24 protein-coding genes are annotated in these 23,544 nt (G+C 58.1%); 3 read left to right on the top strand and 21 right to left on the bottom strand.

Annotated elements, in window-relative coordinates; all coding sequences use genetic code 11:
• Positions 1–36: 36 nt before the first annotated feature.
• Both pptA and KCR01S_RS03235 read right to left on the bottom strand, forming a co-directional pair.
• Positions 37–264, bottom strand: a complete 228-nt coding sequence (gene pptA, locus KCR01S_RS03240; RefSeq protein ID WP_052283306.1) for a tautomerase PptA — start codon at positions 262–264, stop codon at positions 37–39.
• 83 nt (positions 265–347) lie between these two features.
• Positions 348–890, bottom strand: coding sequence for a P-loop NTPase family protein (locus tag KCR01S_RS03235; RefSeq protein WP_061279721.1), 543 nt, complete (start codon positions 888–890; stop codon positions 348–350).
• A gap of 99 nt (positions 891–989) precedes the next feature.
• Between KCR01S_RS03235 and KCR01S_RS03230 the strand changes: the two genes are divergently transcribed.
• Positions 990–1,883 carry a LysR family transcriptional regulator gene (locus KCR01S_RS03230; protein ID WP_061279720.1) on the top strand — a complete coding sequence of 298 codons (894 nt, stop codon included), beginning with the start codon at positions 990–992 and terminating at the stop codon, positions 1,881–1,883.
• Here the strand turns inward: KCR01S_RS03230 and paaY are convergent.
• The 13 genes from paaY to paaA form a co-directional block, all read right to left on the bottom strand.
• Complete coding sequence (gene paaY, locus KCR01S_RS03225) at positions 1,876–2,472, bottom strand: phenylacetic acid degradation protein PaaY (protein WP_061279719.1); 597 nt, start codon at positions 2,470–2,472, stop codon at positions 1,876–1,878. The genes KCR01S_RS03230 and paaY overlap by 8 nt on opposite strands.
• A gap of 11 nt (positions 2,473–2,483) precedes the next feature.
• Complete coding sequence (gene paaX / locus KCR01S_RS03220; protein ID WP_167348802.1) at positions 2,484–3,410, bottom strand: phenylacetic acid degradation operon negative regulatory protein PaaX; 927 nt, start codon at positions 3,408–3,410, stop codon at positions 2,484–2,486.
• 119 nt (positions 3,411–3,529) lie between these two features.
• On the bottom strand, positions 3,530–4,846 hold the full coding sequence (gene paaK / locus KCR01S_RS03215; protein WP_061279717.1) for a phenylacetate--CoA ligase PaaK: 1,317 nt from the start codon (positions 4,844–4,846) through the stop codon (positions 3,530–3,532).
• Between the two features lie 28 nt (positions 4,847–4,874).
• Positions 4,875–6,080 carry a 3-oxoadipyl-CoA thiolase gene (gene pcaF / locus KCR01S_RS03210; protein ID WP_061279716.1) on the bottom strand — a complete coding sequence of 402 codons (1,206 nt, stop codon included), beginning with the start codon at positions 6,078–6,080 and terminating at the stop codon, positions 4,875–4,877.
• The gene (gene paaI / locus KCR01S_RS03205; RefSeq protein ID WP_061279715.1) at positions 6,080–6,502 is read right to left on the bottom strand and encodes a hydroxyphenylacetyl-CoA thioesterase PaaI; all 423 of its coding nucleotides are present in this window, start codon (positions 6,500–6,502) and stop codon (positions 6,080–6,082) included. The genes pcaF and paaI overlap by 1 nt, the downstream gene beginning before the upstream one ends.
• Entirely contained in the window at positions 6,495–7,913 is a 1,419-nt protein-coding gene (locus KCR01S_RS03200; RefSeq protein ID WP_061279714.1) for a 3-hydroxyacyl-CoA dehydrogenase, read from the bottom strand. Before KCR01S_RS03200 ends, paaI begins: the two co-directional genes overlap by 8 nt.
• Before the next feature lie 3 nt (positions 7,914–7,916).
• Entirely contained in the window at positions 7,917–8,705 is a 789-nt protein-coding gene (gene paaG, locus KCR01S_RS03195) for a 2-(1,2-epoxy-1,2-dihydrophenyl)acetyl-CoA isomerase PaaG (protein ID WP_061279713.1), read from the bottom strand.
• Between the two features lie 2 nt (positions 8,706–8,707).
• On the bottom strand, positions 8,708–9,475 hold the full coding sequence (gene paaF / locus KCR01S_RS03190) for a 2,3-dehydroadipyl-CoA hydratase PaaF (RefSeq protein WP_061279712.1): 768 nt from the start codon (positions 9,473–9,475) through the stop codon (positions 8,708–8,710).
• Positions 9,472–10,542 carry a 1,2-phenylacetyl-CoA epoxidase subunit PaaE gene (paaE, locus tag KCR01S_RS03185; protein ID WP_061279711.1) on the bottom strand — a complete coding sequence of 357 codons (1,071 nt, stop codon included), beginning with the start codon at positions 10,540–10,542 and terminating at the stop codon, positions 9,472–9,474. Before paaE ends, paaF begins: the two co-directional genes overlap by 4 nt.
• 7 nt (positions 10,543–10,549) lie before the next feature.
• Complete coding sequence (paaD, locus tag KCR01S_RS03180; protein ID WP_061279710.1) at positions 10,550–11,047, bottom strand: 1,2-phenylacetyl-CoA epoxidase subunit PaaD; 498 nt, start codon at positions 11,045–11,047, stop codon at positions 10,550–10,552.
• An 11-nt stretch (positions 11,048–11,058) separates the two neighbouring features.
• Positions 11,059–11,814: a 1,2-phenylacetyl-CoA epoxidase subunit PaaC gene (gene paaC, locus KCR01S_RS03175; RefSeq protein ID WP_061279709.1), complete on the bottom strand. Its 756-nt coding sequence runs from the start codon at positions 11,812–11,814 to the stop codon at positions 11,059–11,061.
• Between the two features lie 7 nt (positions 11,815–11,821).
• Entirely contained in the window at positions 11,822–12,109 is a 288-nt protein-coding gene (gene paaB / locus KCR01S_RS03170) for a 1,2-phenylacetyl-CoA epoxidase subunit PaaB (RefSeq protein ID WP_052283318.1), read from the bottom strand.
• An 11-nt stretch (positions 12,110–12,120) separates the two neighbouring features.
• Positions 12,121–13,050 carry a 1,2-phenylacetyl-CoA epoxidase subunit PaaA gene (paaA, locus tag KCR01S_RS03165; RefSeq protein ID WP_061279708.1) on the bottom strand — a complete coding sequence of 310 codons (930 nt, stop codon included), beginning with the start codon at positions 13,048–13,050 and terminating at the stop codon, positions 12,121–12,123.
• A gap of 285 nt (positions 13,051–13,335) precedes the next feature.
• Here paaA and paaZ point away from each other — a divergent pair, with 285 nt between their 5' ends.
• Together paaZ and tynA are read left to right on the top strand one after the other, a co-directional pair.
• Complete coding sequence (gene paaZ / locus KCR01S_RS03160; RefSeq protein ID WP_061279707.1) at positions 13,336–15,381, top strand: phenylacetic acid degradation bifunctional protein PaaZ; 2,046 nt, start codon at positions 13,336–13,338, stop codon at positions 15,379–15,381.
• Between the two features lie 216 nt (positions 15,382–15,597).
• On the top strand, positions 15,598–17,865 hold the full coding sequence (gene tynA / locus KCR01S_RS03155) for a primary-amine oxidase (protein WP_061279706.1): 2,268 nt from the start codon (positions 15,598–15,600) through the stop codon (positions 17,863–17,865).
• 55 nt (positions 17,866–17,920) lie between these two features.
• On the opposite strand, the gene KCR01S_RS03150 is transcribed toward tynA, so the two are convergent.
• From KCR01S_RS03150 to KCR01S_RS03125, 6 genes are all read right to left on the bottom strand, one after another.
• Positions 17,921–18,739: a phytanoyl-CoA dioxygenase family protein gene (locus KCR01S_RS03150; protein WP_061279705.1), complete on the bottom strand. Its 819-nt coding sequence runs from the start codon at positions 18,737–18,739 to the stop codon at positions 17,921–17,923.
• 39 nt (positions 18,740–18,778) lie between these two features.
• The gene (gene argE, locus KCR01S_RS03145) at positions 18,779–19,930 is read right to left on the bottom strand and encodes an acetylornithine deacetylase (RefSeq protein WP_061279704.1); all 1,152 of its coding nucleotides are present in this window, start codon (positions 19,928–19,930) and stop codon (positions 18,779–18,781) included.
• Positions 19,923–20,597: a DUF1028 domain-containing protein gene (locus tag KCR01S_RS03140; RefSeq protein WP_061279703.1), complete on the bottom strand. Its 675-nt coding sequence runs from the start codon at positions 20,595–20,597 to the stop codon at positions 19,923–19,925. Before KCR01S_RS03140 ends, argE begins: the two co-directional genes overlap by 8 nt.
• A complete protein-coding gene (locus tag KCR01S_RS03135) occupies positions 20,594–21,025 on the bottom strand; it encodes a RidA family protein (RefSeq protein WP_061279702.1) in 432 nt (143 codons plus the stop codon). Before KCR01S_RS03135 ends, KCR01S_RS03140 begins: the two co-directional genes overlap by 4 nt.
• 26 nt (positions 21,026–21,051) lie before the next feature.
• Positions 21,052–22,308, bottom strand: a complete 1,257-nt coding sequence (locus KCR01S_RS03130; RefSeq protein WP_061279701.1) for a flavin-containing monooxygenase — start codon at positions 22,306–22,308, stop codon at positions 21,052–21,054.
• A gap of 167 nt (positions 22,309–22,475) precedes the next feature.
• Positions 22,476–23,390 carry a LysR substrate-binding domain-containing protein gene (locus tag KCR01S_RS03125; protein ID WP_061279700.1) on the bottom strand — a complete coding sequence of 305 codons (915 nt, stop codon included), beginning with the start codon at positions 23,388–23,390 and terminating at the stop codon, positions 22,476–22,478.
• Positions 23,391–23,544: the final 154 nt, after the last annotated feature.

Below are 23,544 nucleotides of genomic sequence, written 5' to 3'. Positions count from 1 at the left end.
TAGCCCGAACAGAACGCAGTGATGGCGGCAGATCCGCTACATGCTGTAGCCCGGTTTTTTAATCAGCTCATCCATTTTCGGGGCGATTTCACCGTCCCACACCTGCTGCCAGTCGCTCTCCTGCACCTGATTTAGCGCCACGCTCACCGCACGGTCTTTGGTGTTCAAATGGCGAATCAGCACTTCGGTAATGTCGGCGGCCAGCGCGGTTTTTTGTTCATCGCTCAGCTCGCGGGGAAAACATTTAATATCAACGTGTGGCATGGGCAGGACTCCTTATTGTTAGAGCGTTAAAACTATCATAGCGCGGCAAAAACGGCGGGCATTTTGTGCGCTAATATCACGAATTAATTCATTTTTTGGGCCGTTAATTCGGCCACGAACGCCTCGGTATCACGGCGGTTTTGTAGACGCACAAAGCGGATATGCTGCCAGCGCGGATCGTGCATATCGCGGAGGTAGCGCTGGCGGTTAGCCCGCCAGGTTTTTAAAGTCCATAGAATTATCGACTCGCGGCTGGCAAACGATCGGTGAAAGCTTTCGCGGTTGCCGGTGCCGGGCCACAGTTCCTGCTTTCGCCACGCCCGCGTAGCGGCGCGGGAGACCGCCTGGCGCAGGGTGCGACAGAAACCATAATCGACCCACACCACCATATCAACGTCCCGCCACTTTACCGGGCGACTGCGGTTATAGTTGCCGTCCAGCACCCATCCCGGCGCATCGGTCGCCTCGGTGAGCCTGGCGAACAGTTCGTCATCGGGCGTTCCCTGCCAGTCGGGCCGCCAGTACAAACGATCCATTTCGATATACGGCAGTGAGAGCGTTTGCGACAGACGGCGGGCAAGCGTTGATTTGCCAACACCGCTGGTTCCTACCACATTGATTTTCATCGGGCCTCGCCAGCATTCAGAGAGTTGCATATAAACCTGTGGCCATTACACTAAATAAATTCCGCGAAAATATGAACCAAATTCATCAATGGCCCTTCCATGCTAAAAGACAATATTAACGACCTGATCTCCTTCATGGTGGTCGCTCGCGAACGCAGCTTTACCCGCGCCGCCGCACAGCTTGGCGTGTCGCAATCCGCCTTAAGCCATGCGATGCGTAATCTGGAAAACCGGCTGGATGTCCGTCTGTTGACCCGCACCACGCGCAATGTTGCCCCTACCGAAGCCGGCGAAAAGCTCTATCAGCGCCTTAGCCCGCATCTGCTGGAAATTGAGCAGGAGATCTCCGCCCTGCGTGATTCCCGCGAACATCCGGCGGGAAATATTCGCCTGACCGCCGGCGAGCATGCGATGAATGAGATACTGTGGCCCAAACTCAAAGCGTTTATGCAGCAATACCCGGATATCAATATCGAGGTCACCGTTGATAATGGCCTCACCGATATCGTCGATGCGCGCTACGACGCCGGCGTGCGCCTCGGCGAACAGGTGGCGCGCGATATGATTGCGGTGCGTATTGCGCCGGATATGCGCATGGCGGTGGTCGGTTCACCGGCGTATCTGGAAAAGTACGGTGTACCGCAAACCCCGCACGATTTGCAGCAGCATCGCTGCATCAACATGCGCTTACCCACGCGCGGTGGGCTGTATGCATGGGAGTTTGAGCAAAATGGCGAACCGCTGCGGGTGCGCGTGGAAGGCCAGTTAATCCTCAACTGCCTGCCGCAACGGCTTGATGCCGCCGAGGCCGGGCTGGGGCTGGCCTATGTTCCGGACGATACGGTACGTGAAGCCATTGCCGACGGGCGTTTACAGCACGTGCTCGCCGATTGGTGCGTACCGTTCCCCGGTTACTATCTGTACTACCCAAGCCGCCGCCAGCACACCACCGCCTTTTCGCTGCTGGTCGACGCGCTACGCGACGCTAAATAGCCGATTTTGGCTTCAGGCTATCATCAAACTCCAGCCGCTTACGATTGGGCTCTTCCTCAGTCAGCGGCTGCACTTCAAATAACGTATTCTGACAGCGTTCAACCAGCACCTGATATTCGCGGGTGCCCTGCTTTTTCCACGCCAGCTCCTGCTCGGTTAAGCTGCGAATGGCTTTCGCCGGGCTGCCGACAATCAGGTGGTTGGCGGGCATGTCGGCGCGCGCTTTAACAAACGCCGACGCGCCGACGATACTGTTTTCACCGATAGATGCGCCGTCGATAATCACCGCGCTCATGCCAACTAATGCGTTGCGGCCAATCACGCAGCCATGGAGGATGGCGCCGTGACCGATGTGGCCGTCTTCTTCTACCACCGTATCCTGGCCCGGAAAACCGTGCATTACGCAATTATCCTGAATATTGGCGCCATCTTTCACCACGATGCGGCCAAAATCACCGCGCAGGCTGGCATTTGGCCCAACGTAGACCCCTTTTCCGAGGATCACATCGCCAATCAGTACTGCGGTTGGGTGCACATAGCTTTCTGCGGGAACCACCGGGATCATCCCGTCCATCTGGTAAATCGGCATGGCTTCTCCTGTTACGCCTCGGGCAATCCCCCGAAACGTTGGTAATAGAGCGGCCCCGGCGCGGGCAGTTCGCCCACCGAGCTTTCGCCTTTTTCACTGACAAAAGCCTGGGCGCCGTGAGCCACGCGTTGATAGATATTGATACACAACTGGCGCGCCGTTTGCCCCAGCCAATGGGCGGGCAGCAGTTCTTCCGGCAGCAGCGGATCTTTAAGCACGACGCGGCGGTAAAAATGGATCAGCAGCAGACGGATCTGGAAGCAGCGCTCTGGCGTTAGCTCATCCGGTTGCGCATCGCGCAGCAGCGGTAGCAGCGGGCGGAACAGCGAAATAAACGCCTCGTACATGGCGTTTTGTTCGGTCAGATGCCAGCACTCCTCTACCCGTTCACGCAGCGCGGCGCGGGAAATTGCCAGCGGCGAATGGGCTTCGAAGAAAATAACGTTCTCCGCCACGCCCGCTTCATGCAGCAGCGATTGGACGTCGGCGAGCTTTTGCGAAGGCGACGCCAGCAGGCTCGGCGCAAGCACGCCAAACCCCTGCCAAATCAGCTGTTTTTTGACTTCTGCCAGGGTGGATTTTTCTAATCCTTCCGACAGCAGCAGCAGCCAGGTACCGTCCCACTCCGGCGCGCTGGCGCGGTAGATTTTGCTCTCCGCGCGGCGGGTTAAGCGCAGCCCTTTGTCGCTCAGACGATAAAAGCTGCGGCGGCCAATTCGCACCACGTCCAGCCACTCTTCTTTGTTCAGGCGAAACAGCGCGGTGCGCACAAAGCGCTCGCCAAATCCTAATCCTTCTAATAACGCGGCCACGCTTCCCAGCCAGACTTCGCCGCCGCGCTGGGATAAGCAGTCACCGTATAACGAGGCGATAAGCGAGGTGCCGCTGATGGGCATCGTCGTCACCGCCTGCTGAATAAAGCTATCGAGTTTGTCCATATGATTCATTCTGTTGTTATTTATATCCTTTTTGAATCATAGCACAGGAAATAATCCCGGGTATGGCAGGATCTGGTAGCCCGGCTCGATGCCGGGCTACCGAAGGCTGAGGGGTGACCTTAACCGTTTGCCGCCGCTTTACGCAGGTCAAACACGCGGCACGCCTTGCCTTCAGAGCGAGGAATGCTGCCGCAGTTAACGATGCTCACGTCGGTAGAAATGCCAACCATCGACTTAATGCGGTGACGCAGGTGGTGGCAAATCTGGCAGCGCTGTTCGTGGCTCAGCGTTAAGCTGCTTTCTTTGAGTTCAACGCGTACGGAAAGCGAATCAAGATGCCCGCGACGATCCACTTCCAGCTGATAGTGAGGCGCCAGATGTTCAATTTTGAGGATCTCTTCTTCCAGCTGCGATGGGAAGACGTTGACGCCGCGAATAATCAGCATGTCGTCGCTGCGGCCGCTGATGCGATCCATCCGGCGCATGGTGCGGGCGGTGCCCGGCAGCAGACGCGTCAGGTCGCGGGTGCGGTAACGGATCACCGGCAGCGCTTCTTTGGTTAGCGTGGTGAACAGCAGTTCGCCGTGCTGACCGTCGGCCAACGGCGTACCGTCTTCCGGGTTGACCACTTCCGGGAAGAAATGATCTTCCCAGATGGTTGGGCCGTCGCTGGTTTCGATACATTCCATCGCCACGCCCGGGCCCATAACTTCTGACAGGCCGTAGATATCCAGCGCGGTAATGCCGAGGCGGCGCTCAATTTCCGCCCGCATCCCCGCAGTCCACGGCTCGGCGCCAAACACACCGGTGCGCAGTGAACACCCCCGCGCATCGCCGCCCATCTGGCGTTCCAGCTCTTCAATCAGGTTCAGGCAGTAGGACGGCGTCACCATGATCATGTCAGGTTTGAAATCGCGAATTAGCTGCGCCTGCTTTTCAGTCTGGCCGCCGGACATCGGGATCACCGTTGCCCCTAAACGTTCCGCACCGTAGTGCGCGCCCAGGCCGCCGGTAAACAGGCCATAGCCGTAGGCGACGTGAATTTTATCTTTCGCCGAACCGCCGGCTGCGCGCAGCGAACGGGCGACGATATTGGCCCAAGTGTCGATATCGTTTTGCGTATAGCCGACAACAGTCGGTTTACCGGTGGTCCCGGATGACGCATGAATACGCACCACCTGCTCCATCGGCACCGCAAAGGTGTCAAACGGATAGTTATCACGCAGATCCTGCTTGGTGGTGCAGGGAAACTTGCTCAGGTCGCTCAGCTCACGGAAATCATCCGGGTGCACCCCCGCCGCGTCGAACTTACGGCGATACATCGGTACATTTTCATAGGCGTGTTTGAGCGTCCATTTCAGACGTTCGGTTTGCAGAGCCTGTAATTCGTCACGCGATGCGGTTTCAATCGGATCTAATTTTGTTGTAGTTGTCATTTTTTAGGGTACTCGCAGGTCAATTAGCTCACACTCGCTCGAGGATCAGGGCGATACCCTGGCCCACGCCAATACACATCGTACACAGCGCATAGCGTCCTTTGCGTCGCTCCAGCTCCAGGCTTGCAGCCAGCGCCAAACGCACGCCGCTCATGCCCAACGGGTGGCCTAAGGCGATGGCGCCACCGTTGGGGTTAACATGCGCGGCGTCATCCGCCAGCCCAAGCTGCCTCATGACGCCCAGCGCCTGAGCGGCAAAGGCTTCATTGAGTTCAATCACGTCCATATCGTTAATATTCAGCCCGGCGCGCTCCAGCACTTTACGCACCGCCGGCACCGGCCCCAGCCCCATGTACTTCGGCTCAACGCCGGCCGTGGCCATTGCCACAATCCGCGCACGCGGCGTCAGTCCCTGCGCATGGGCCTGCTGTTCACTGGCGATGATCATTGCCGCGGCACCGTCGTTGACGCCGGAGGCGTTACCGGCAGTGACGACGCCGCCTTTACGGAAGGGAGTTTTCAACGCCGCCAGTTGTTCGAGCGTGGTTTCCGCACGCGGATGCTCATCATCACGCACCGCGCTCACCGCGCCCTTCTTACCGATAATCTGCACCGGCACGATTTCCTGCGCCAGAATGCCGTCGCGCTGGGCTTGCGCCGTACGCTGCTGGCTGCGATAAGCAAAGGCATCCTGGTCTTCGCGGCTGATATTTAACAATTCAGCTACATTCTCCGCCGTTTCCGGCATGCTGTCAGTACCAAATTGTTGCTGCATGAGCGGGTTCACAAAACGCCAGCCGATGGTGGTATCAAACATCTCGGCCTGACGCTGGAAGGCGGATGTGGCTTTGCCCATCACGAACGGTGCGCGAGACATCGACTCGACGCCGCCGGCAATCAGCAGATCCGCATCACCGGCTTTGATGGCACGCGCGGCGAAGCCGATGGCATCCAGACCCGAACCGCACAGGCGGTTAATGGTGGTGCCCGCCACGCTGTGCGGATAGCCCGCCAACAGCGTCGCCATATGCGCCACGTTGCGATTATCTTCACCGGCCTGGTTTGCGCAGCCGAAAATCACATCATCGATGCGGCTAGCGTCAAGACGCGGGTTGCGGCTTAACAGTTCGCGCAGCGGGATCGCCGCCAGATCGTCGGCGCGGACGCCCGCCAGCGCACCGCCGTAGCGGCCAATCGGAGTACGAATTCCGTCACAAATAAACGCGTCGCGCATTAGACTTCTCCCGTGATAGTGCCGCCGATGCGGTGCGATTTGCCGCGAAACAGGGCCACTGTTTTTTGCTGCTGATTAACAATTTCAATGTCGTAAACGCCGGTCAGTTTGCCCTGCTGTTTCACCCGCGCGGTGGCGGTCAGCAGATCACCGGTAAATGCCGGACGCACAAAGTCGATGCTGGCGGCCGAGGCCACTGCGGCCAGCCCCTGGCTATTACAGGCGTAGGCAAACGCCGTATCGGCCAGCGAAAAAAGCTGCCCGCCGTGGCAGGTCTGATGGCCGTTCAGCATGGATGGCGTCACCGCCATGGTCATCTGCGAATAGCCATCATCCATTTCGATAAGCTCAATCCCCAACGCGCGGGCGCAGGTATCTTTCTCGTACATGGCGCGGGCGTTGCACCAGGCTTCGTTACTCATGACGCATCTCCAGTAGCGCCTTTTGGCGCAGCAGTGCACTCGGGCGGTAGCGTTCTTCGCCGTAATGCTGTTGAAGGTTTTCCAGCAAGCGCAGTACCCGTCCCCAGCCAAGCGATTCGCCCCAGGCCAGCGGGCCACGTGGGTAGTTCACTCCCAGACGCATGGCGGTATCGATATCCTCGGCGCAGGCAACGCCTTTTTGCACCGCATCCAGCGCTTCGTTGGCCAGCATCGCCACCGTGCGCCACACCAGCAGGCCCGGGTAATCGGCGATACGCAGCACTTTTTTGCCCTGCTGCTGGAAGTAGTAAATGGCTTTATCGGTCTCGGCCGGTGAGTTGGTGGCCGACGCCGCCAACACGACCGTATCGCCGGCGCTATGGTCATAAACCACCACCGGGCAACCGTGACGGACGCTTAGCGCCAGCGCGGTTTCCCCACAGGTCTCCAGCAGCAAAACGCCATCCAGTTTTGTGACGTTGTCACTTATGGCAACTTGCGCGGCTGCGTCGGCGGCTAATGTCGGTTCAGCCAGTTCTGGCTGGGTTTCCACCGGCCAGCGGTAAACGCCGTGGCCGCTTTTTTTGCCCAGACGCCCGGCAATCGCCAGCTCCTGCTGCAGCAGCGACGGCAGAAAACGACGATCCTGCCAGAACGCGTTAAATACCGAACAGGTGACCGCGAAATTGACGTCCTGGCCGATTAAATCGGTTAACGCCAGCGGCCCCATCGGGAATCCACCGCCATCGCGCAGCGCGGCATCGATAACTTCCGCCGACGCCACCTGCTCTTCCAGCGCGCGCCAGGCTTCCGCGTAGTAAGGACGCGCCACACGGTTAACGATAAAACCCGGCGTTGAGCGGCAGCGCACCGCTTGTTTGCCCCAGCGGCTTACGCAGGCGCACAGTTGTTCAACCACTTCCGCAGAGGTTGCCAGCCCGCTGACCACTTCCACCAGTTTCATCACCGGTGCCGGGTTGAAGAAATGCAGTCCCGCCACGCGTTCCGGGTGCTTGATTCCGGCGGCGATAGCAGTAATAGAGATGGACGAGGTGTTGCTGGTCAGCAGCGCGGACGGTGAACAGATCTCCGCCAGTTGGCTAAACAGCGCCTGTTTAATCTCCAGACGCTCAGATGCCGCTTCAATCACCAGCTGTGCATCGGCAAGCTGGCTCAATTCGGTGGCAGGCGTAATGCGAGAAAGCAGTGCCTGAGCCTGTTCGGCGCTGAGTTTTCCCCGGCTGACGCGGCTTTCCAGACGCTGACGGATGCCATCGATGGCGCGGGTAATCGCCTCAGCGGAGATGTCATACAGGCGCACCGGATGCCCCGCACTGGCCGCCACTTCAACAATGCCGGCGCCCATGGTGCCGCCGCCAATCACGGCGACAGTGAATTGATTCTGGCTCATAGCTTATTTCCCGCTGAACTGTGGCGCGCGTTTGGCGAGGAAGGCGCTAACGCCTTCACGGTAATCGTCGCTGCGCCCGGCCATACGCTGGAAGTCACGTTCGACGTCAAGCTGCTGGTCAAGGGTGTGGGTCTCGGAAAGCTGCAGCGCTTTTTTAATCAGCCCCAGTCCAAAAGTTGGCTGTGAGGCAAAATGGCGAGCCATTGTCAGGCTGGTGTCTTTCAGCGCTGCGTCGTCCACCACCTGCCAAATCATCCCCCACTGCGCGGCCTGTTCGGCACTCAGGCTATCGCCCAGCAGCGCCAGGCCCATCGCACGGGCACGCCCGGCAACGCGCGGCAGCACCCAGCTCCCGCCGCAGTCCGGTACCAGGCCGAGCTTGCTAAACGCCATCACAAATTTGGCGGATCGCGCGGCAATCACAATGTCGCAACCCAGCGCCAGCGTCGCGCCAGCACCGGCGGCTACGCCGTTAACCGCACAAATAACCGGTTTTGGCAGCGCGGCCAGACGGCGTACCAGCGGGTTGTAAAAACGCTCTACCGACATGCCCAAATCCGGCGCAGGGCCGCTTGGGTCAACGTTACGGTCGTTCAAATCCTGACCGGCGCAAAAGCCGCGTCCCGCGCCGGTGATTAACAGGCAGCGAATGGTGTCGTCGCGCTCGGCCTGTTTTAAGCAATCGGACAGCTGTTGGTGCATCACATCGTTAAAGCTATTGAGGCGGTCCGGGCGGTTTAGCGTCAGGGTCATCACGCCCTGTTCAATCTCACACTGAATGAAAGCTTCCACGGTTAGCGTCCTTTAAAGTCCGGTGTACGTTTTTCTAAGAAGGCAGCAATCCCTTCACGACGATCTTCCGTGCCGCTCAGCAGGGTAAATAGCTGGCGTTCCTGGGTCAGCCCAGCCTGTAAATTCACCTCCTGCGACAGACGCAGCGCCTGTTTGGCCGCACGCAGCGCCAGCGGTGAATGACGGGCAATGGTCGCCGCCAGCTTCAGCGCATATTCATCGGAGAGATTGGCCGGGTGGATATCGCTCACCAGCCCCGCCTGCTGCGCCCGCTGGGCGTCAATGCTTTCACCGCTCAGCACCATGCGATTGGCCAGCGCTTTGCCTACGCTGCGAATGAGACGCTGGGTGCCGCCGGCGCCCGGCATGGTGCCGAGGGTAATTTCCGGCAAACCGAAGCGTGCGTTATCGCCGGCGATCACCAGATCGCACAGCAGCGCCAGTTCACAGCCCGCGCCCAGCGCGTAGCCGTTGACCACCGCAATCAGCGGCTTATTGAATGCGTCAATCCGCGCCCACAGACGGGGACGCAGATCGTCGAAGGTGGCGGGCAGATCTTTCTCCGCCATTTCGTTGAGATCGGCACCGGCGGCGAAATAGCGTGGGTTGCCGCTGATGACGCAGACGCTAATCGAGGCATCCGCCGCGGCGCTTTCAAGCGCCTCGGCAATCTGCTCAAGCAGCGCGTTATTCAGGGCGTTACGCGCCTGCGGGCGATTCAGCGTCAGTTGAAGTACGCGGTTGTGACGGGTTATCAGCAGTTCACTCATGCCATCCCCCGCGCATCAAAGTCGACCACCACGTCGCCGCTGGTGGGCAGCGCCTGGCAGCTCAGGACATAGCCGGCGGCCAGTTCATCGGCTTCCAGGCTGTAGTTAGCGGCCATCGCCACTTCGCCGCGGACCACTTTGCATTTACAGGTCGCGCACACGCCGCCTTTACAGGCGAACGGCAGGTCCGCCCCCTGGCGCAGCGCGGCATCCAGAATACTGTCGTCCTCGGCGCTCAGAGAAATCAGGCGCTCACGGCCATCCTGACGCAGCGTGACGGTACGGCCTTCCGCCTGCACACCGGTAGCGCGCTTCACGCTGGTGCCAGGGGTGTTGAAACGCTCAAGGTGAATGGATTTCTCCGGCATACCGAGGGCGCGCAGCGTGGTTTCCGCGTCGTCCATCATTGCCGACGGGCCGCAGATAAAGGCGTCGTCAAAGCGGCTGAAATCAAGCAGGTGTTCGGAGAGCGCGCGCAGCTTGTCGCCGTCAATGCGCCCTTGCAGCAGATCGCTGTCCATTGATTCCTGGCTGAACAGGTGCACCACCTGCAAACGCTGCGGATAGCGGTCTTTCAGATCGGCCAGCGCCTGACGGAACATCATGCTGTGGCTGCTGCGGTTGCCGTAAATCAGCGTGAAACGGCTGTTGTTTTCTGTCGCCAGCGTGGCTTCAATAATCGCCATCATCGGGGTGATACCGGAACCGGCGGCAATCGCCAGGTAATTGGCACAGCGTTCGGCCGATGGCTGATAGCCAAAGTGGCCCTGCGGCACCATCACGTCAAATTCCATGCCCTGCTGAATATCGCTCTGGGCATAGCGCGAGAAGCGGCCGCCGTCGATAGCTTTCACCGCCACGCTGATTTCAGCAGGCGTTCGGCTACGGCAGATGGAGTAGCAGCGGCGCAGTTCTTCACCGCCAAGGCGGGTTTTCAGCGTCAGATGCTGGCCGGGGCGAAAGGCGTACTCGGTACGCAGCGCGTCGGGAATGGCGAAGGTGATGGTCACCGCATCGCGGGTTTCCGGTTCGACGCTTGCCACGGTAAGCGAATGAAATGTTGTCATCGCAACCTCAAATACATTTAAAGTAATCAAAGGGTTCACGGCAACTGTCGCAGCGATAGAGCGCTTTACAGGCCGTCGAACCGAATTCGCTAATCAGCGAGGTGTGGGTGCTACCGCAGCGCGGGCACAGCACTTCGCTGGGCATTCCCGCATGACAGGCGTGGGCCTGCGGCGGGCTAATGCCGTACTGGCGCAGACGCTCGCGGGCGTCCGGGCTCATCCAATCGGTGGTCCATGCCGGGTCAAGCTGCAGAACAATGTGCACCGGCGTGTAGCCGTGCTCGGTCATCACCGAACGGATCTCCGCCAGCAGGTGTTCGGTTGCCGGGCAACCGGAATAGGTCGGCGTGAAGCCAATCACCCAGCCGTCGCCGTGACGTTCGACGCGGCGCACCATGCCAAGGTCGGTAATCGTCAGTACCGGCACTTCCGGATCGGGGATGGCGCTGAGCAATCCCCAGACGGTGCGCACCTCGGCGGGTGCGATTGCAGCCAGACGTTGCATAACCACCTCCGTTACCACTGCTGACCGGGATACGCGCGCTGCAGATACTGCATTTCCGCCAGCATCGGCCCCAGATGTTCACTGTGCAGCCCCTGCTTACCGCCGCTGCGGAACGCGGCTTCCTGCGGGATCTGTAAGCCGGAGTCGAGCAGCGCGGTATGCACCGTTGCCTGCCATTCGGCCTGAAGTTCACGCGAGTCGACGGCGATCCCCTGCTCAACCAGCGCTAACTCCAGCTCATCGGCCATAAACAGCTCGCCGGTAAAGCGCCACAGGTTGTCGACCGCCTGCTGCATCCGCTGCGCGGAGAGGTCGGTACCGTTGCCCAGGCGCTCCAGCCAACCGCGGCTAAAACGCTGGTGATAGCGCACTTCTTTCAGCCCTTTGGCGGCAATCGCGGCAATCTGCGCATCGCGGCTGTTGACCAGGCGGCTGAACAACGCGACGTGCCAGACGTCGATAAAGAACTGACGAGCGATCGTGTCGGCAAAGTTACCGTTCGGTTGTTCAACCAGCAGCAGATTGCGGAACTGACGTTCGTCGCGGCCGAAGGCCAGCGTATCTTCGTCGCCGCTGCCGGAAAGTTCGGCGGCATAGCTTAAGAAGTTGCGCGCCTGCCCCAGCAGATCCAGACCGATATTGGCCAGCGCCAGGTCAATCTCCAGCTCCGGCGCATGGCCGCACCAGGCGCCCAAGCGCTGGGCCAGCACGAGGCCGTTATCGCCCAGACGCAGGGCATACGTTGCAACAGGATTCAGGTTATTCATCGCTGCCTCACATATGTTCCATGCCGTCCGGCACGGTATAGAACGTCGGGTGACGGTAGACTTTGCTTTCCGCCGGATCGAAGAACTCACCGCGCTCTTCTGGCTGCGAGGCGACGATGCTGCTGGCTTTTACCACCCAGATAGAGCAGCCTTCGCTGCGACGGGTGTAGGCATCGCGGGCATTTTCCAGCGCCATCTGGTCATCAGCGGCGTGCAGGCTTCCCACGTGGCGGTGCGACAGCCCCTGTTTGCTGCGGACAAAAACTTCGTATAACGGCCAGTATGTGTTGCTCATTCTCTTTCTCCTTAGGCGGCGTTGCGGGCCTGTTGTTTTTGAGCATGTGCCAGCGCGGCTTCGCGCACCCATGCCCCCTCTTCCCAGGCCTTACGTTTCGCGCCCAGACGTTCGTGGTTACAAATCCCACGCCCGTTGATAACTTCGTTGAGTTCCTGCCAGTCAATTTCGCCGTAACGATAGTGGCCGGTCTCCGCGTCCAGCTGCAGGTCGGCATCCGGCACTTGCATGCCGAGGATCGCGACCTGTGGGACGGTGTTGTCGACAAAGCGCTGTCGCAGTTCATCGTTGGAGTGCAGTTTGATTTTCCACGCCATGCTGCGCGCGCTGTTGGGGGAGTTGTCATCGCTTGGGCCAAACATCATGAGCGCAGGCCACCAGAAACGGTTAATCGCGTCTTGCAGCATTTGGCGCTGCTCTTCGCTGCCCGCGGCCAGCGCCATGCAAGCTTCAAAGCCCTGGCGCTGGTGGAAGCTCTCTTCTTTACAGATTTTCACCATTGCTCGTGCATACGGGCCATATGAAGTCCGGCACAGCGCAACCTGGTTAACGATCGCCGCGCCATCAACCAGCCAGCCAATCACGCCGATGTCGGCCCAGGTCAGGGTTGGGTAGTTAAAGATGGAGGAATACTTCATCTGCCCATCAAGCATCTTCTGGTACAGATCTTCACGGGCGCAGCCGAGGGTTTCGGCGGCGCTGTAGAGATACAGGCCGTGCCCGGCTTCATCCTGCACTTTCGCCAGCAGAATCGCTTTGCGACGAAGCGTTGGGGCGCGGGTGATCCAGTTGCCTTCCGGCAGCATGCCGACAATCTCGGAGTGCGCATGCTGGCCAATCTGACGGATCAGCGTTTTACGGTAGGCATCGGGCATCCAGTCCTGCGGTTCGATGGCTGTTTCCTGCGCGATGCGCTGGTCAAAGCGTTGTTCTTCTGTCACGTCATCACCTTATGATTCCGATAAATTCAACAAATCAATTTTTGTGAATCACTTTGTTTTGTAAAAGTTACATCTTAGTTAAATAAAACCACAAATTTTGTTTGTGAATTTTGTGATGCGTACCGCAAAGGCTTTTGCAAAATCCTTTATTAACAGCCAGATGACCTATTATCGCTTCGTGTCCGCGATCGCATTGTTAATAAATTATTAAAATCAGGCTTGCATTTTGTGATTCAGAAAAGAACTATTTATAGCGAGATTACGTAACATATCTGGAGATTTACGATGCAGAAGTTAGCCAGCTATTTATCCGGCACCTGGCAGACAGGCCAGGGCCGTCCCCGCACCATTCATCACGCCATCAGCGGCGAAGCACTGTGGGAAGTGACCAGCGAAGGTCTGGATATGGCGCAGGCGCGTCGTTTCGCTATCGAGAACGGTGGCAAAGCCTTACAGGCAATGACTTTTATTGAACGCAGCGCAATGCTCAAAGCGGTGGCAAAACATCTGCTGGAGCTAAAAGCTGATTTCTACGCCATTTCTGCCGAAACCGGCGCCACCCGTGCCGACAGTTGGGTGGATATTGAAGGCGGTATCGGTACCCTCTTCACCTATGCTGGGCTTGGCGGACGCGAGCTGCCGGACGACACTCTGTGGCCGGAAGATGAGCTTATCCCCCTGTCAAAACAAGGCGGCTTTGCCGCACGCCACGTGCTGACCTCGAAATCTGGGGTGGCGGTACATATCAACGCCTTCAACTTCCCGTGCTGGGGGATGTTAGAAAAGCTGGCGCCAACCTGGCTTGCCGGGATGCCGGCGATCATCAAACCGGCCACCGCCACCGCACAATTGACGCAGGCAATGGTCAAAGCGATTGTCGAAAGCGGCCTGGTACCAAACGGGGCCATTAGCCTGATTTGCGGCGGCGCGGGCTCCCTGCTCGACGAACTCGATAGCCAGGACGTGGTGACCTTTACCGGTTCGGCCCATACCGGCCAGCAGCTGCGCGTGCACCCTAATCTGGTGGAAAAATCCATTCCATTTACCATGGAGGCTGACTCCCTCAACTGCTGCGTGCTGGGCGAAGATGTCACGCCAGAACAACCGGAATTCGCGCTGTTTATCCGCGAAGTGGTGCGTGAGATGACGGCGAAAGCCGGACAAAAATGTACCGCCATTCGCCGTATTATTGTGCCGCAGACGCAGATTAAGGCGGTGAGCGACGCGCTGATTGCCCGTCTGCAAAAAGTGGTGGTCGGCGATCCGGCGCAGGAAGGCGTCAAAATGGGGGCGCTGGTTAACGCCGAGCAGCGCCAGGATGTGCAGGACAACGTCAACCGCCTCGTGCAGTCCGGCTGTGAGGTTTTGCTGGGTGGAAAAGCCGATCTGAACGCCGCCGGGGCCTTCTTCCCGCCAACGCTGTTGCTGTGCACCCAGCCGGATGAAGTCTCCGCCGTTCACGCCATTGAAGCCTTTGGCCCCGTTGCCACGCTGATGCCGTATCAGAATAGCGAACACGCTATGCAACTGGCGCGCGCGGGTGAAGGCAGCCTGGCCGGTACGCTGGTCACCGCCAGCGGTGCGCTGGCCCGTGAGTTTATTCTCGGTGCAGCGCGTGCGCACGGTCGTATTCAGGTGCTGAACGAAGAATCCTCCGTTGAGTCAACCGGCCACGGTTCCCCGCTGCCGCAGTTGGTCCACGGTGGTCCGGGACGTGCCGGCGGTGGCGAGGAGCTGGGCGGCCTGCGTTCGGTGAAACATTACATGCAGCGCACGGCGATTCAGGGCAGCCCAACCATGCTGGCCGCTATCGGCCAGCAGTGGGTCCGCGGCGCGCAGGTCGCGGAAGATCGCATTCACCCGTTCCGTAAATATTTCGAAGAGATCCAACCGGGCGATAGCCTGCTGACCCCGCGCCGGACGCTGACCGAAGCGGACATCGTCAACTTCGCCTGTCTGAGCGGCGATCACTTCTACGCTCACATGGACAAAATCGCCGCCGCCGAGTCGATTTTTGGCGAGCGCGTGGTGCACGGTTACTTCCTGATTTCTGCCGCTGCCGGTCTGTTTGTTGATGCGGGCGTCGGCCCGGTTATCGCCAACTACGGTATGGAAAACCTGCGCTTTATCGAACCGGTTAAGCCGGGCGATACCATTCAGGTTCGCCTGACCTGCAAGCGTAAAACCGTCAAACGTCAGCGCAATGCCGAAGAGAAAGCCACCGGCGTGGTGGAATGGTCGGTGGAAATTTTCAACCAGCATCAGCAGGCGGTCGCCCTCTACTCCATCCTGACGCTGGTTGCCCGTCAGCAGGGGGATTTTCCTGCCTAGCGCAGCCGTCACCCCGGCACGATAACGGCGTGTGCCAACGTCGAGCCAGCGCAACAATTTACCCAATGCCTCTGCGGAGGCATTTTTTGTAACTGGCAAAACTGACAAATAACCTGGCAAGCGCAAGCAAACGCTTAATGACGCTCGGCTGTTAGGTTAAGAGACTGAACAAGAAAAGCCTGGCACGGCACAACATAACGATAAGATGAGGTCACAATGTCTAAAGCTTTGAATCTGTCTAAACGTAAAACGGCGCTCGCGCTGGCTATCGCACTGTGTTGCGCCTGGCAGAGCCCGGCCATCGCCCACGGCGGCGAAGCGCATATGGTGCCAATGGACAAAACGTTGCAGGAATTTGGCGCGGATGTGCAGTGGGATGACTATGCGCAGATGTACACCCTGATTAAAGACGGCGCCTATGTAAAAGTGAAACCGGGCGCGAAAACCGCGATCCTCAACGGAAAAACCCTGAATTTGCAGGTTCCGGTGGTGATGAAGCAAGGCAAGGCGTGGGTTTCTGACACCTTCATCAACGACGTTTTCCAATCCGGCCTTGATCAGACCTTCCAGGTTGAGAAAGTGCCACACCCGCTGAACTCGCTGTCCTCCGCAGAGATTGGCCAAGCGGTAACGATTGTGAAAGCCGCGCCGGAGTTCCAGGCCAACACCCGTTTCACCGAAATTTCCCTGCATGAACCGGATAAAAAAGCGGTATGGGACTTTGCCCTGAACGGCACACCGGTGAATACACCGCGCACCGCCGACGTGATTATGCTCGACGGGAAACACGTGATTGAAGCCGTCGTCGATCTGCAAAACAAAAAGATCCTCTCCTGGACGCCCATTAAAGACGCCCATGGCATGGTGCTGATTGACGATTTCGTCAGCGTGCAGAACATCATTAACGCCAGCACCGAGTTTGCTGAAGTGCTGAAAAAGCACGGTATTAAAGACACCACCAAGGTCGTCACCACGCCGCTGACCGTCGGTTATTTCGATGGCAAAGATGGCCTCAAGCAGGACGCGCGCTTGCTGAAAGTGGTCAGCTATCTCGACACAGGTGACGGCAACTACTGGGCACACCCCATTGAAAACCTGGTGGCCGTGGTTGACCTTGAGCAGAAAAAAATCATCAAAATTGAAGAAGGCCCGGTCATTCCCGTGCCGATGGAATCCCGGCCATTTGATGGTCGCGACCGCGTAGCAAAATCGGTGAAACCGCTGGATATCATCGAACCAGAAGGTAAAAACTACACCATCACCGGCGATATGGTGCACTGGCAGAACTGGGACTTCCACCTGCGGCTGAACTCCCGCGTCGGGCCGATTCTCTCTACCGTCACCTATAACGACAACGGTAAAAAACGTCAGGTGATGTACGAAGGATCGCTGGGCGGCATGATCGTGCCTTACGGCGACCCGGATGTCGGCTGGTACTTCAAAGCGTATCTGGACTCCGGCGATTACGGTATGGGCACCCTGACCTCGCCTATCGCCCGCGGCAAAGACGCACCGTCCAACGCCGTACTGCTGGACGAAACCATTGCCGACTACACCGGTACGCCAACCACCATTCCACGCGCGGTGGCAATCTTTGAACGTTACGCCGGGCCGGAATATAAGCACCAGGAGATGGGCCAGCCGAACGTCAGTACCGAACGTCGCGAATTGGTGGTGCGCTGGATAAGCACCGTCGGCAACTATGACTACATCTTCGACTGGGTATTCCACGAAAACGGCACCATTGGTATTGATGCCGGTGCAACCGGGATCGAAGCGGTGAAAGGCGTGCTGGCGAAAACCATGCACGATCCAAGCGCCAAAGACGATACCCGCTACGGTACGCTGATCGACCATAATATCGTCGGCACGACTCACCAGCATATTTACAACTTCCGCCTCGATCTCGACGTGGACGGCGAGAATAACAGCCTGGTGGCGATGGATCCGGAAGTGAAACCTAACACCAGCGGCGGCCCGCGTACCAGCACCATGCAGGTGAATCAGTACGACATCGAAACTGAGCAGAAAGCCGCGCAGAAATATGACCCAGGCACCATTCGCCTGCTGAGCAACACCACCAAAGAAAACCGTATGGGCAATCCGGTGTCATACCAGATTATCCCTTACGCAGGCGGGACGCATCCGGCGGCAACCGGCGCGAAATTTGCGCCAGATGAGTGGATTTATCATCGTTTGAGCTTTATGGATAAACAGCTGTGGGTCACCCGTTACCATCAGGAAGAGCGTTATCCGGAAGGCAAGTACCCGAACCGTTCGGTGCATGACACCGGCCTGGGAGAGTATGCGAAGGATGACGAGTCGCTGAAAAATAACGATGACGTGGTATGGATTACCACCGGCACCACCCACGTCGCACGCGCCGAAGAGTGGCCGATTATGCCAACCGAATGGGCCCATGCGCTGTTGAAACCGTGGAACTTCTTCGACGAAACTCCAACGCTGGGCGAGAAGAAGAAATAACGTTTCGCATGCGCAACGGGCGGTAAAATCGGCATGATTTTACCGCCCTTTTTATTTATCCACGCGGCCAGACTTGAGGAAAGAGCGTCGAAATCAGCGGCTCACCGTCGCGCAGCGTCAGCTCGGGAAACGGTGGTGAAGTGACCCCTCCGCGTTCGGCAAAGGCCGCATCATCACCCACCCACCGCGCGGAAAAGACCCGTCTCGAACGCGCGGTATGGTTTCCTCGCGCCCCATGAACCGTTCGGAAATGGAAAGCCACGGCATCGCCGGGTTCCAGCGCCCAACTGACAATGTCATAGTCCTCTTCATGCGCATCGATATCCGGCAGCGTGTGAAAACGCGCGTGATCGTACAGTTTGGTGCCATTAAAACGGGTAGGACTGTATTCCGCCTCCCAGCGATGCGAACCGCGAATACAACGCAGTGACGTGGGTTCCGCCACCGGATCAAGCGGGATCCAGAAGCTGACATTTTGCTGCCCGGAAACACAGTAATAAGGCTGGTCATGATGCCAGGGCGTGACCGTACTGCCACCCGGCTGCTTCACCAGCGTATGTTCATGAAAAAATCGCGCCGTTTGCGATTGCATTAACGCTGCCGCGATTTCTGCCGCCGCTGAGTGAAAGACAAAATCCTCAAACTCCGGGATCCGCGACCAGTTACAGTAGTCCTGAAAAAACGGTGCCGAGCCATCTTTGGGGATCACCGTTCGCGCATGACCATATTCACTGGGATTATCCATCAGCGCCGCCACGCCGCTGGCCAGACTGTCAATCCACGGCGTGAATACGCCTTTTAGTAACACCACCCCATCGGCTTGCCAACTGTCGAGGGTTTGTTGATCAATATGCGCAGAGCGTTCTTTTTGCATCGCTTACGATCCTGTGTTGGGGGTTCAGTTACGGGAGTGTTAGGGAAAGGCGCGCATCCAGACGCAGAGGTTTTCCAGCATCTGGCGGCAGCGATCAATTTGTGAATGCGTTATGTACTCATCCGGTTTATGCCCCTGCGCCATGCTGCCAGGCCCACAGATAAGCGTCGCCACACCGATTTCGTCAAACAGCCCACCTTCGGTACCAAACGCAACGGTTGCGAAGCTTTCGCTGCCGCACCATTGCGCCAGCCAATGGGCAAAGTCCGACTGCGGATCGCTGAGTAGCCCCGGATAATGGCTGAGCGGCGTAAAGCGGATATTGCTGGCCTCGGCAATTTGCCGCATCGGCGGTAACAGCTGCTGCGCATAGTCCATCAGCGCCTCGGTGACCGTCTCCGGACGGGCGCCGGGTAGATAGCGAATTTCAAAATCAAACCAGCATGACTGAGGCACAATGTTTAACGCCGCCCCGCCCTGAATGGTGCCGACCTGGAGGGTGCTAAACGCGGGAGAAAAGCGCGTATCCTGATGCTGGGCCAGCGTTTCACCCAGTGAATCGAGGCGGTTTATCAGTTTCGATGCATAGCTAATCGCATTGACGCCCTGCGGCGCATAGGCGGAATGACAGGCGTGCCCCTCAACGCAGCAGCGCATCGCCAGCTTACCTTTGTGGCCGTACACCGGCTGCATTTCCGTCGGCTCGCCAATCACGCACAGCGCCGGTTTCTCCGGCGACGCCTGCAAATAATCGACCAGGCTGCGCACGCCAAGACACCCTACCTCTTCGTCATAGGAGAATGCCAGGTGTAGCGGCATCCGCAGCGGCTGTGCGCAGAAGGCCTCCACGGTCGCCAGCACGCAGGCGATAAAGCCTTTCATGTCTGCGCTACCGCGGCCGTAGTACCGCCCTTCATGCTCGGTCAAGGCAAACGGCGCCACGCTCCACGACTGGCCGTCCACCGGGACCACGTCAGTATGACCGGAAAGCATGACCCCTCCCGGCCCAGATGGCCCCAGACGGGCGTAAAGATTGGCTTTGCGTCCGTCGACATCATAAAAACGTTGGGAAGCCACGCCGCGTGCCGCCAGGAAATCAGCAATCCAGTCGATCAGCGCCAGATTGGACTCCCGGCTGGTGGTATCAAAAGCCAGCAGCTGCGCGAGAATATCGCGGGTGCTATTACTCATCGCCCGGCACACCGTAGGACGGCGCATCGCGCGGGTCCAGCGCTCGTGTGATATAGGCTTCCATCTGCGGCTCGTAGGCTAACCATAGCTGCTCAAGCGCCGCAACCGGATCGTCATCCGCCCAATCGACACGCAGATCGACCACCGGCCAGGCGTAATCTTCCACCACTTTTACCGCCGCCGAGTGTACCGGCCCAGCCTCCCCGCCGGCCGCAATTCCGGCGCGCAGGCCCGCAATCAGTCGGCTGGCCAGTTCGCCTGTTGCCGTCTCAAACGCCGCAATCATGGCAGCGATGACGCCCGGCGCGGCCAGCATGTTTCCGGCTGCCACGCAGTTTTCTCCCGCCAGCGCCTCGCCAATACCGAGAGTATGCTCACCGCTAAAGGTGGCGACTTCTCCGCTGGCATCAATAACCGCCAACTGGCGATACTCACTGAAGCGATCCTCCGCCAGCGCCCGCTTCACGGCCTGCGCAACGGACTCGCCAGATTCCAGACCGCTAAGAATATGCGGCCCCAGCGATGGCAGCGTAATGTTCTGGCTGGATACCGCGCCAACCCCGGCCAGCAGCCACGGACAGCGTGCGCCCACCGCGATACTGGAGGAGCTTATCGCAATTCCCAACTGGCCGGACTCCGGACACAGTGCTGCAATGGATATCGTCATTTTGCCGTCTCCTGCCAGTCGTCAGGGATCACCGCCGTGACGTCAATTTCCATTAGCCACTGCGGCTGCGCCAGGGCCGAGACCACCACGCCGGTGGAGATCGGGAATACCCCTTTTAACCATTTGCCGACTTCCTGATAGACCGGCTCGCGATAGCGCGGATCGATAAGATAGGTGGTGGTTTTCACAATATGCGTCAGGTCGCTGCCGGCCTCGACCAGCAACTGCTGCACATTCTTCATCGCCTGCTCAGCCTGGGCGCGCGGGTCGCCTAGGCCAATCAGATTTCCGTCAAAATCCGTTCCGACCTGGCCGCGAACGTAGACGGTATTGCCGGCACGCACCGCCTGACACAAATCGTTATTCAGACTCTGGTTCGGGTAGGTCTCTTTGGTGTTAAACATTCGAATACGGGTATGCGTAGGCATTGCTTTACTCCTCAGATGACACGGGTTCAGGATGGCTGGTAGTGCTGGTATTGGCGCTGGATAGCAATTTGGTCGGCGATATATTTCGCATCGTGCCAAACGCCCCAGATAAAGGTCGAACCACGGCGGGATAACCACGGTAGACCGAGGAAATAGACCCCGGGTTCGGTGGAAACACCGCGATGATGCTGCGGCCGCTGCGCGTCGCTAAAGGCGTTGACCTTTAGCCAGCGGTAATCGGTGGTGTATCCGGTTGCCCAGATGATGGTGCTAATACCGGCCAGGGCCAGATCAAGGCTCAGCAGCGGGTCGGTGACGCAAGCAGGGTCCGGTAGAAACTCGCGCGCGGCGGGTTCTTCCGGCAAATCGAGGCCGTTACGCGCAATGTAGTCATCCGCCGCATCCAGCAGCGCCAGATAGGAGTCATCACCACGCTGGATATTGTCGGCGAGATCGTCGCGAAACGTCGCGCGTTCGCCGTCAAATCCTTCAGTCTGGCCAACCAGCGTCACGCCCTGATGCGCCAACTGACGAAAATCAACGGTATGACCGCCGCGCGCACCGCTAACCGCAATGGTGACGTGCTCTTTGCCCGGCTGATTTGCCGCCGCGTCCCACAGTCCCAGCACCCCAAGCCACCAGCAAAAATCACGCTCGCGGTAGCGGCGCGGCGGGCGATCGTGGGCCCCCACCGATAGCCACACCTGGCGTCCCGCCCGCTGCAGCTCGTCGGCGATCTGCACACCGGACGATCCCGCCCCAATCACCAGCACGCCGCCTTCAGCCAACTGCTGTGGGTTGGCATAGTGCGCGGAATGGATTTGCTTTATCGCCGCTGTCGTCGGTGCAATGGCCGGGATCACCGGACGTTGGAAAGGCCCGGTCGCGGCGACAATTCGCTGCGCTTCGATAACCCCCTGGGAGGTTTCAATGCGAAAACCCGGGCGACCGCTGAGACGTTCGGCGCTGAAGACTTCGACTCCGGTGCGGATTGGCGCACCAAAGCTTTGGGCGTAGGCCTCGAAATAGTCCGCAATCTGCTCTTTGGCCACAAAGCCATCGGCGGCGCAGTTCGCGAAGGCCATGCCCGGGAATCGGTCGTGCCAGGCTGGGCCATTGGCCACTAACGAGTCCCAGCGCCCCGTGCGCCAGGCCTGGGCAATCCCCTGTTTCTCCAGCACCAGGTGGGGTATATCGAGCCGGGTCAGATGTTCGCTCATGGCGACGCCCGCCTGCCCCGCGCCCACCACCAGGGTATCGATTACGGTTATTTGTTCTGTCATTATTCAGTCCTTCAAGCACGGTTGCCGACGAATTCGCCGGAATTGACAGAACTCAGGTTATGTAACTGTGAGGGAATCGTAAATTATTATAAAACGATCGTCTGAATAGAAAATTATGAGGCTAGCGGTGTCATGAAAAATAAGTCCACAAAATTGCGGGCCATATTTCAGGAATGTACGGGGGTTAATTCGATGCTGCGACAATAATCCATAAACAACTGCGTTGGGCGTGTCGGTTCATTATTCGCCAGGTGCGCCATGATTAATGTCGAGGCGGGCATTTCATCGACGATATCCCGTTGCACGACTCGTTCGCCGTCATACGTTATTTCACAATAAGGTCGCGTCACCAGCACCGAAAATCCTAAACCTTGTCCGACCATGCAACGGACCATTTCAATAGAGGGCGAACTGTATGCCACCTCCGGGTGATAACCTTTCTCTTTAAATATCGAAATAAAATAGTTTTTACTGGGGACGGCATCCAGCAGGATCATCGGCTCGCGGCTTAATTCCTGTAACGTGACCGCACTTTTTTGGGCTAATGGATGCGAGGCAGGCAGCAGCGCATAGGGCTTATGAGGCGCATTCAGTTTCTCTTTATTAATTGAATGCCCCAGCTCCAAATCGTAAACCAGCGCCAAATCAAAACGCCCACGATGCAACCCGTGCATCAATTCATGCTGTTCGCCATCGTATAAATGCAACGTGATTTCCGGGTACAGTTTTTTAAATCCCGCCACCAGTTTTGGCATATACAGTGGTGCTACGGATTCAAAGCAACCTACTGAAATCATACCGGAAACCAGTTCTTTATCTGCCCGCGAGTTTTGTTCAAACTCCCACGATAACCGCAGTAAATCTTTGGCCTTTTCGTAAATCCGTCGTCCGCTGGAGGTCAGGGAAACGCCCTGTGCGTGGTGGCGGATAAACAACTGTTGGTCAAAGGTACTTTCGAGGTTTTTTATCGCAATCGAAATCGACGGCTGCGCAATATGCAACTGGCGAGAGGCCTCGGCGATACTTTCCGTTTCCACTACCGTCACGAAGTATTTCAGCTGTTTCAGTGTAAATCGGTTCATCGCATCACCCTTGAAAAAATATTGCTCATCGTCCTTGGGGAATAGTTTCCTGCTAAGCAATAAGCAATCCTCGTGCCACACTCTGAAAAAAGGGAACTTAGTGATGACAAGGGATTTTAATATTTAACTATAGCTTTTTTATTTCGCCTTAAAA

Origin of the sequence: Kluyvera cryocrescens NBRC 102467 (genome assembly GCF_001571285.1) — a bacterium.
In the GTDB taxonomy this organism is placed as follows: domain Bacteria; phylum Pseudomonadota; class Gammaproteobacteria; order Enterobacterales; family Enterobacteriaceae; genus Kluyvera; species Kluyvera cryocrescens.
This window is presented reverse-complemented; position numbering and strand designations above follow the sequence as displayed.

Coding starts and splice junctions, on each gene's coding strand:
- paaD (WP_061279710.1), bottom strand. CDS start 11,047: ATGCAACGTCTGGCTGCAATCGCACCCGCCGAGGTGCGCACCGTCTGG.
- KCR01S_RS03140 (WP_061279703.1), bottom strand. CDS start 20,597: ATGACGATATCCATTGCAGCACTGTGTCCGGAGTCCGGCCAGTTGGGA.
- KCR01S_RS03200 (WP_061279714.1), bottom strand. CDS start 7,913: ATGAGCCAGAATCAATTCACTGTCGCCGTGATTGGCGGCGGCACCATG.
- pptA (WP_052283306.1), bottom strand. CDS start 264: ATGCCACACGTTGATATTAAATGTTTTCCCCGCGAGCTGAGCGATGAA.
- KCR01S_RS03150 (WP_061279705.1), bottom strand. CDS start 18,739: ATGCAAAAAGAACGCTCTGCGCATATTGATCAACAAACCCTCGACAGT.
- paaZ (WP_061279707.1), top strand. CDS start 13,336: ATGCAGAAGTTAGCCAGCTATTTATCCGGCACCTGGCAGACAGGCCAG.
- paaX (WP_167348802.1), bottom strand. CDS start 3,410: ATGGACAAACTCGATAGCTTTATTCAGCAGGCGGTGACGACGATGCCC.
- paaB (WP_052283318.1), bottom strand. CDS start 12,109: ATGAGCAACACATACTGGCCGTTATACGAAGTTTTTGTCCGCAGCAAA.
- KCR01S_RS03235 (WP_061279721.1), bottom strand. CDS start 890: ATGAAAATCAATGTGGTAGGAACCAGCGGTGTTGGCAAATCAACGCTT.
- paaK (WP_061279717.1), bottom strand. CDS start 4,846: ATGACAACTACAACAAAATTAGATCCGATTGAAACCGCATCGCGTGAC.
- KCR01S_RS03125 (WP_061279700.1), bottom strand. CDS start 23,390: ATGAACCGATTTACACTGAAACAGCTGAAATACTTCGTGACGGTAGTG.
- paaC (WP_061279709.1), bottom strand. CDS start 11,814: ATGAATAACCTGAATCCTGTTGCAACGTATGCCCTGCGTCTGGGCGAT.
- paaY (WP_061279719.1), bottom strand. CDS start 2,472: ATGCCGATTTACCAGATGGACGGGATGATCCCGGTGGTTCCCGCAGAA.
- KCR01S_RS03230 (WP_061279720.1), top strand. CDS start 990: ATGCTAAAAGACAATATTAACGACCTGATCTCCTTCATGGTGGTCGCT.
- argE (WP_061279704.1), bottom strand. CDS start 19,930: ATGAGTAATAGCACCCGCGATATTCTCGCGCAGCTGCTGGCTTTTGAT.
- KCR01S_RS03135 (WP_061279702.1), bottom strand. CDS start 21,025: ATGCCTACGCATACCCGTATTCGAATGTTTAACACCAAAGAGACCTAC.
- paaI (WP_061279715.1), bottom strand. CDS start 6,502: ATGAGTAACGAAGCCTGGTGCAACGCCCGCGCCATGTACGAGAAAGAT.
- paaE (WP_061279711.1), bottom strand. CDS start 10,542: ATGACAACATTTCATTCGCTTACCGTGGCAAGCGTCGAACCGGAAACC.
- KCR01S_RS03130 (WP_061279701.1), bottom strand. CDS start 22,308: ATGACAGAACAAATAACCGTAATCGATACCCTGGTGGTGGGCGCGGGG.
- pcaF (WP_061279716.1), bottom strand. CDS start 6,080: ATGCGCGACGCGTTTATTTGTGACGGAATTCGTACTCCGATTGGCCGC.
- paaF (WP_061279712.1), bottom strand. CDS start 9,475: ATGAGTGAACTGCTGATAACCCGTCACAACCGCGTACTTCAACTGACG.
- tynA (WP_061279706.1), top strand. CDS start 15,598: ATGTCTAAAGCTTTGAATCTGTCTAAACGTAAAACGGCGCTCGCGCTG.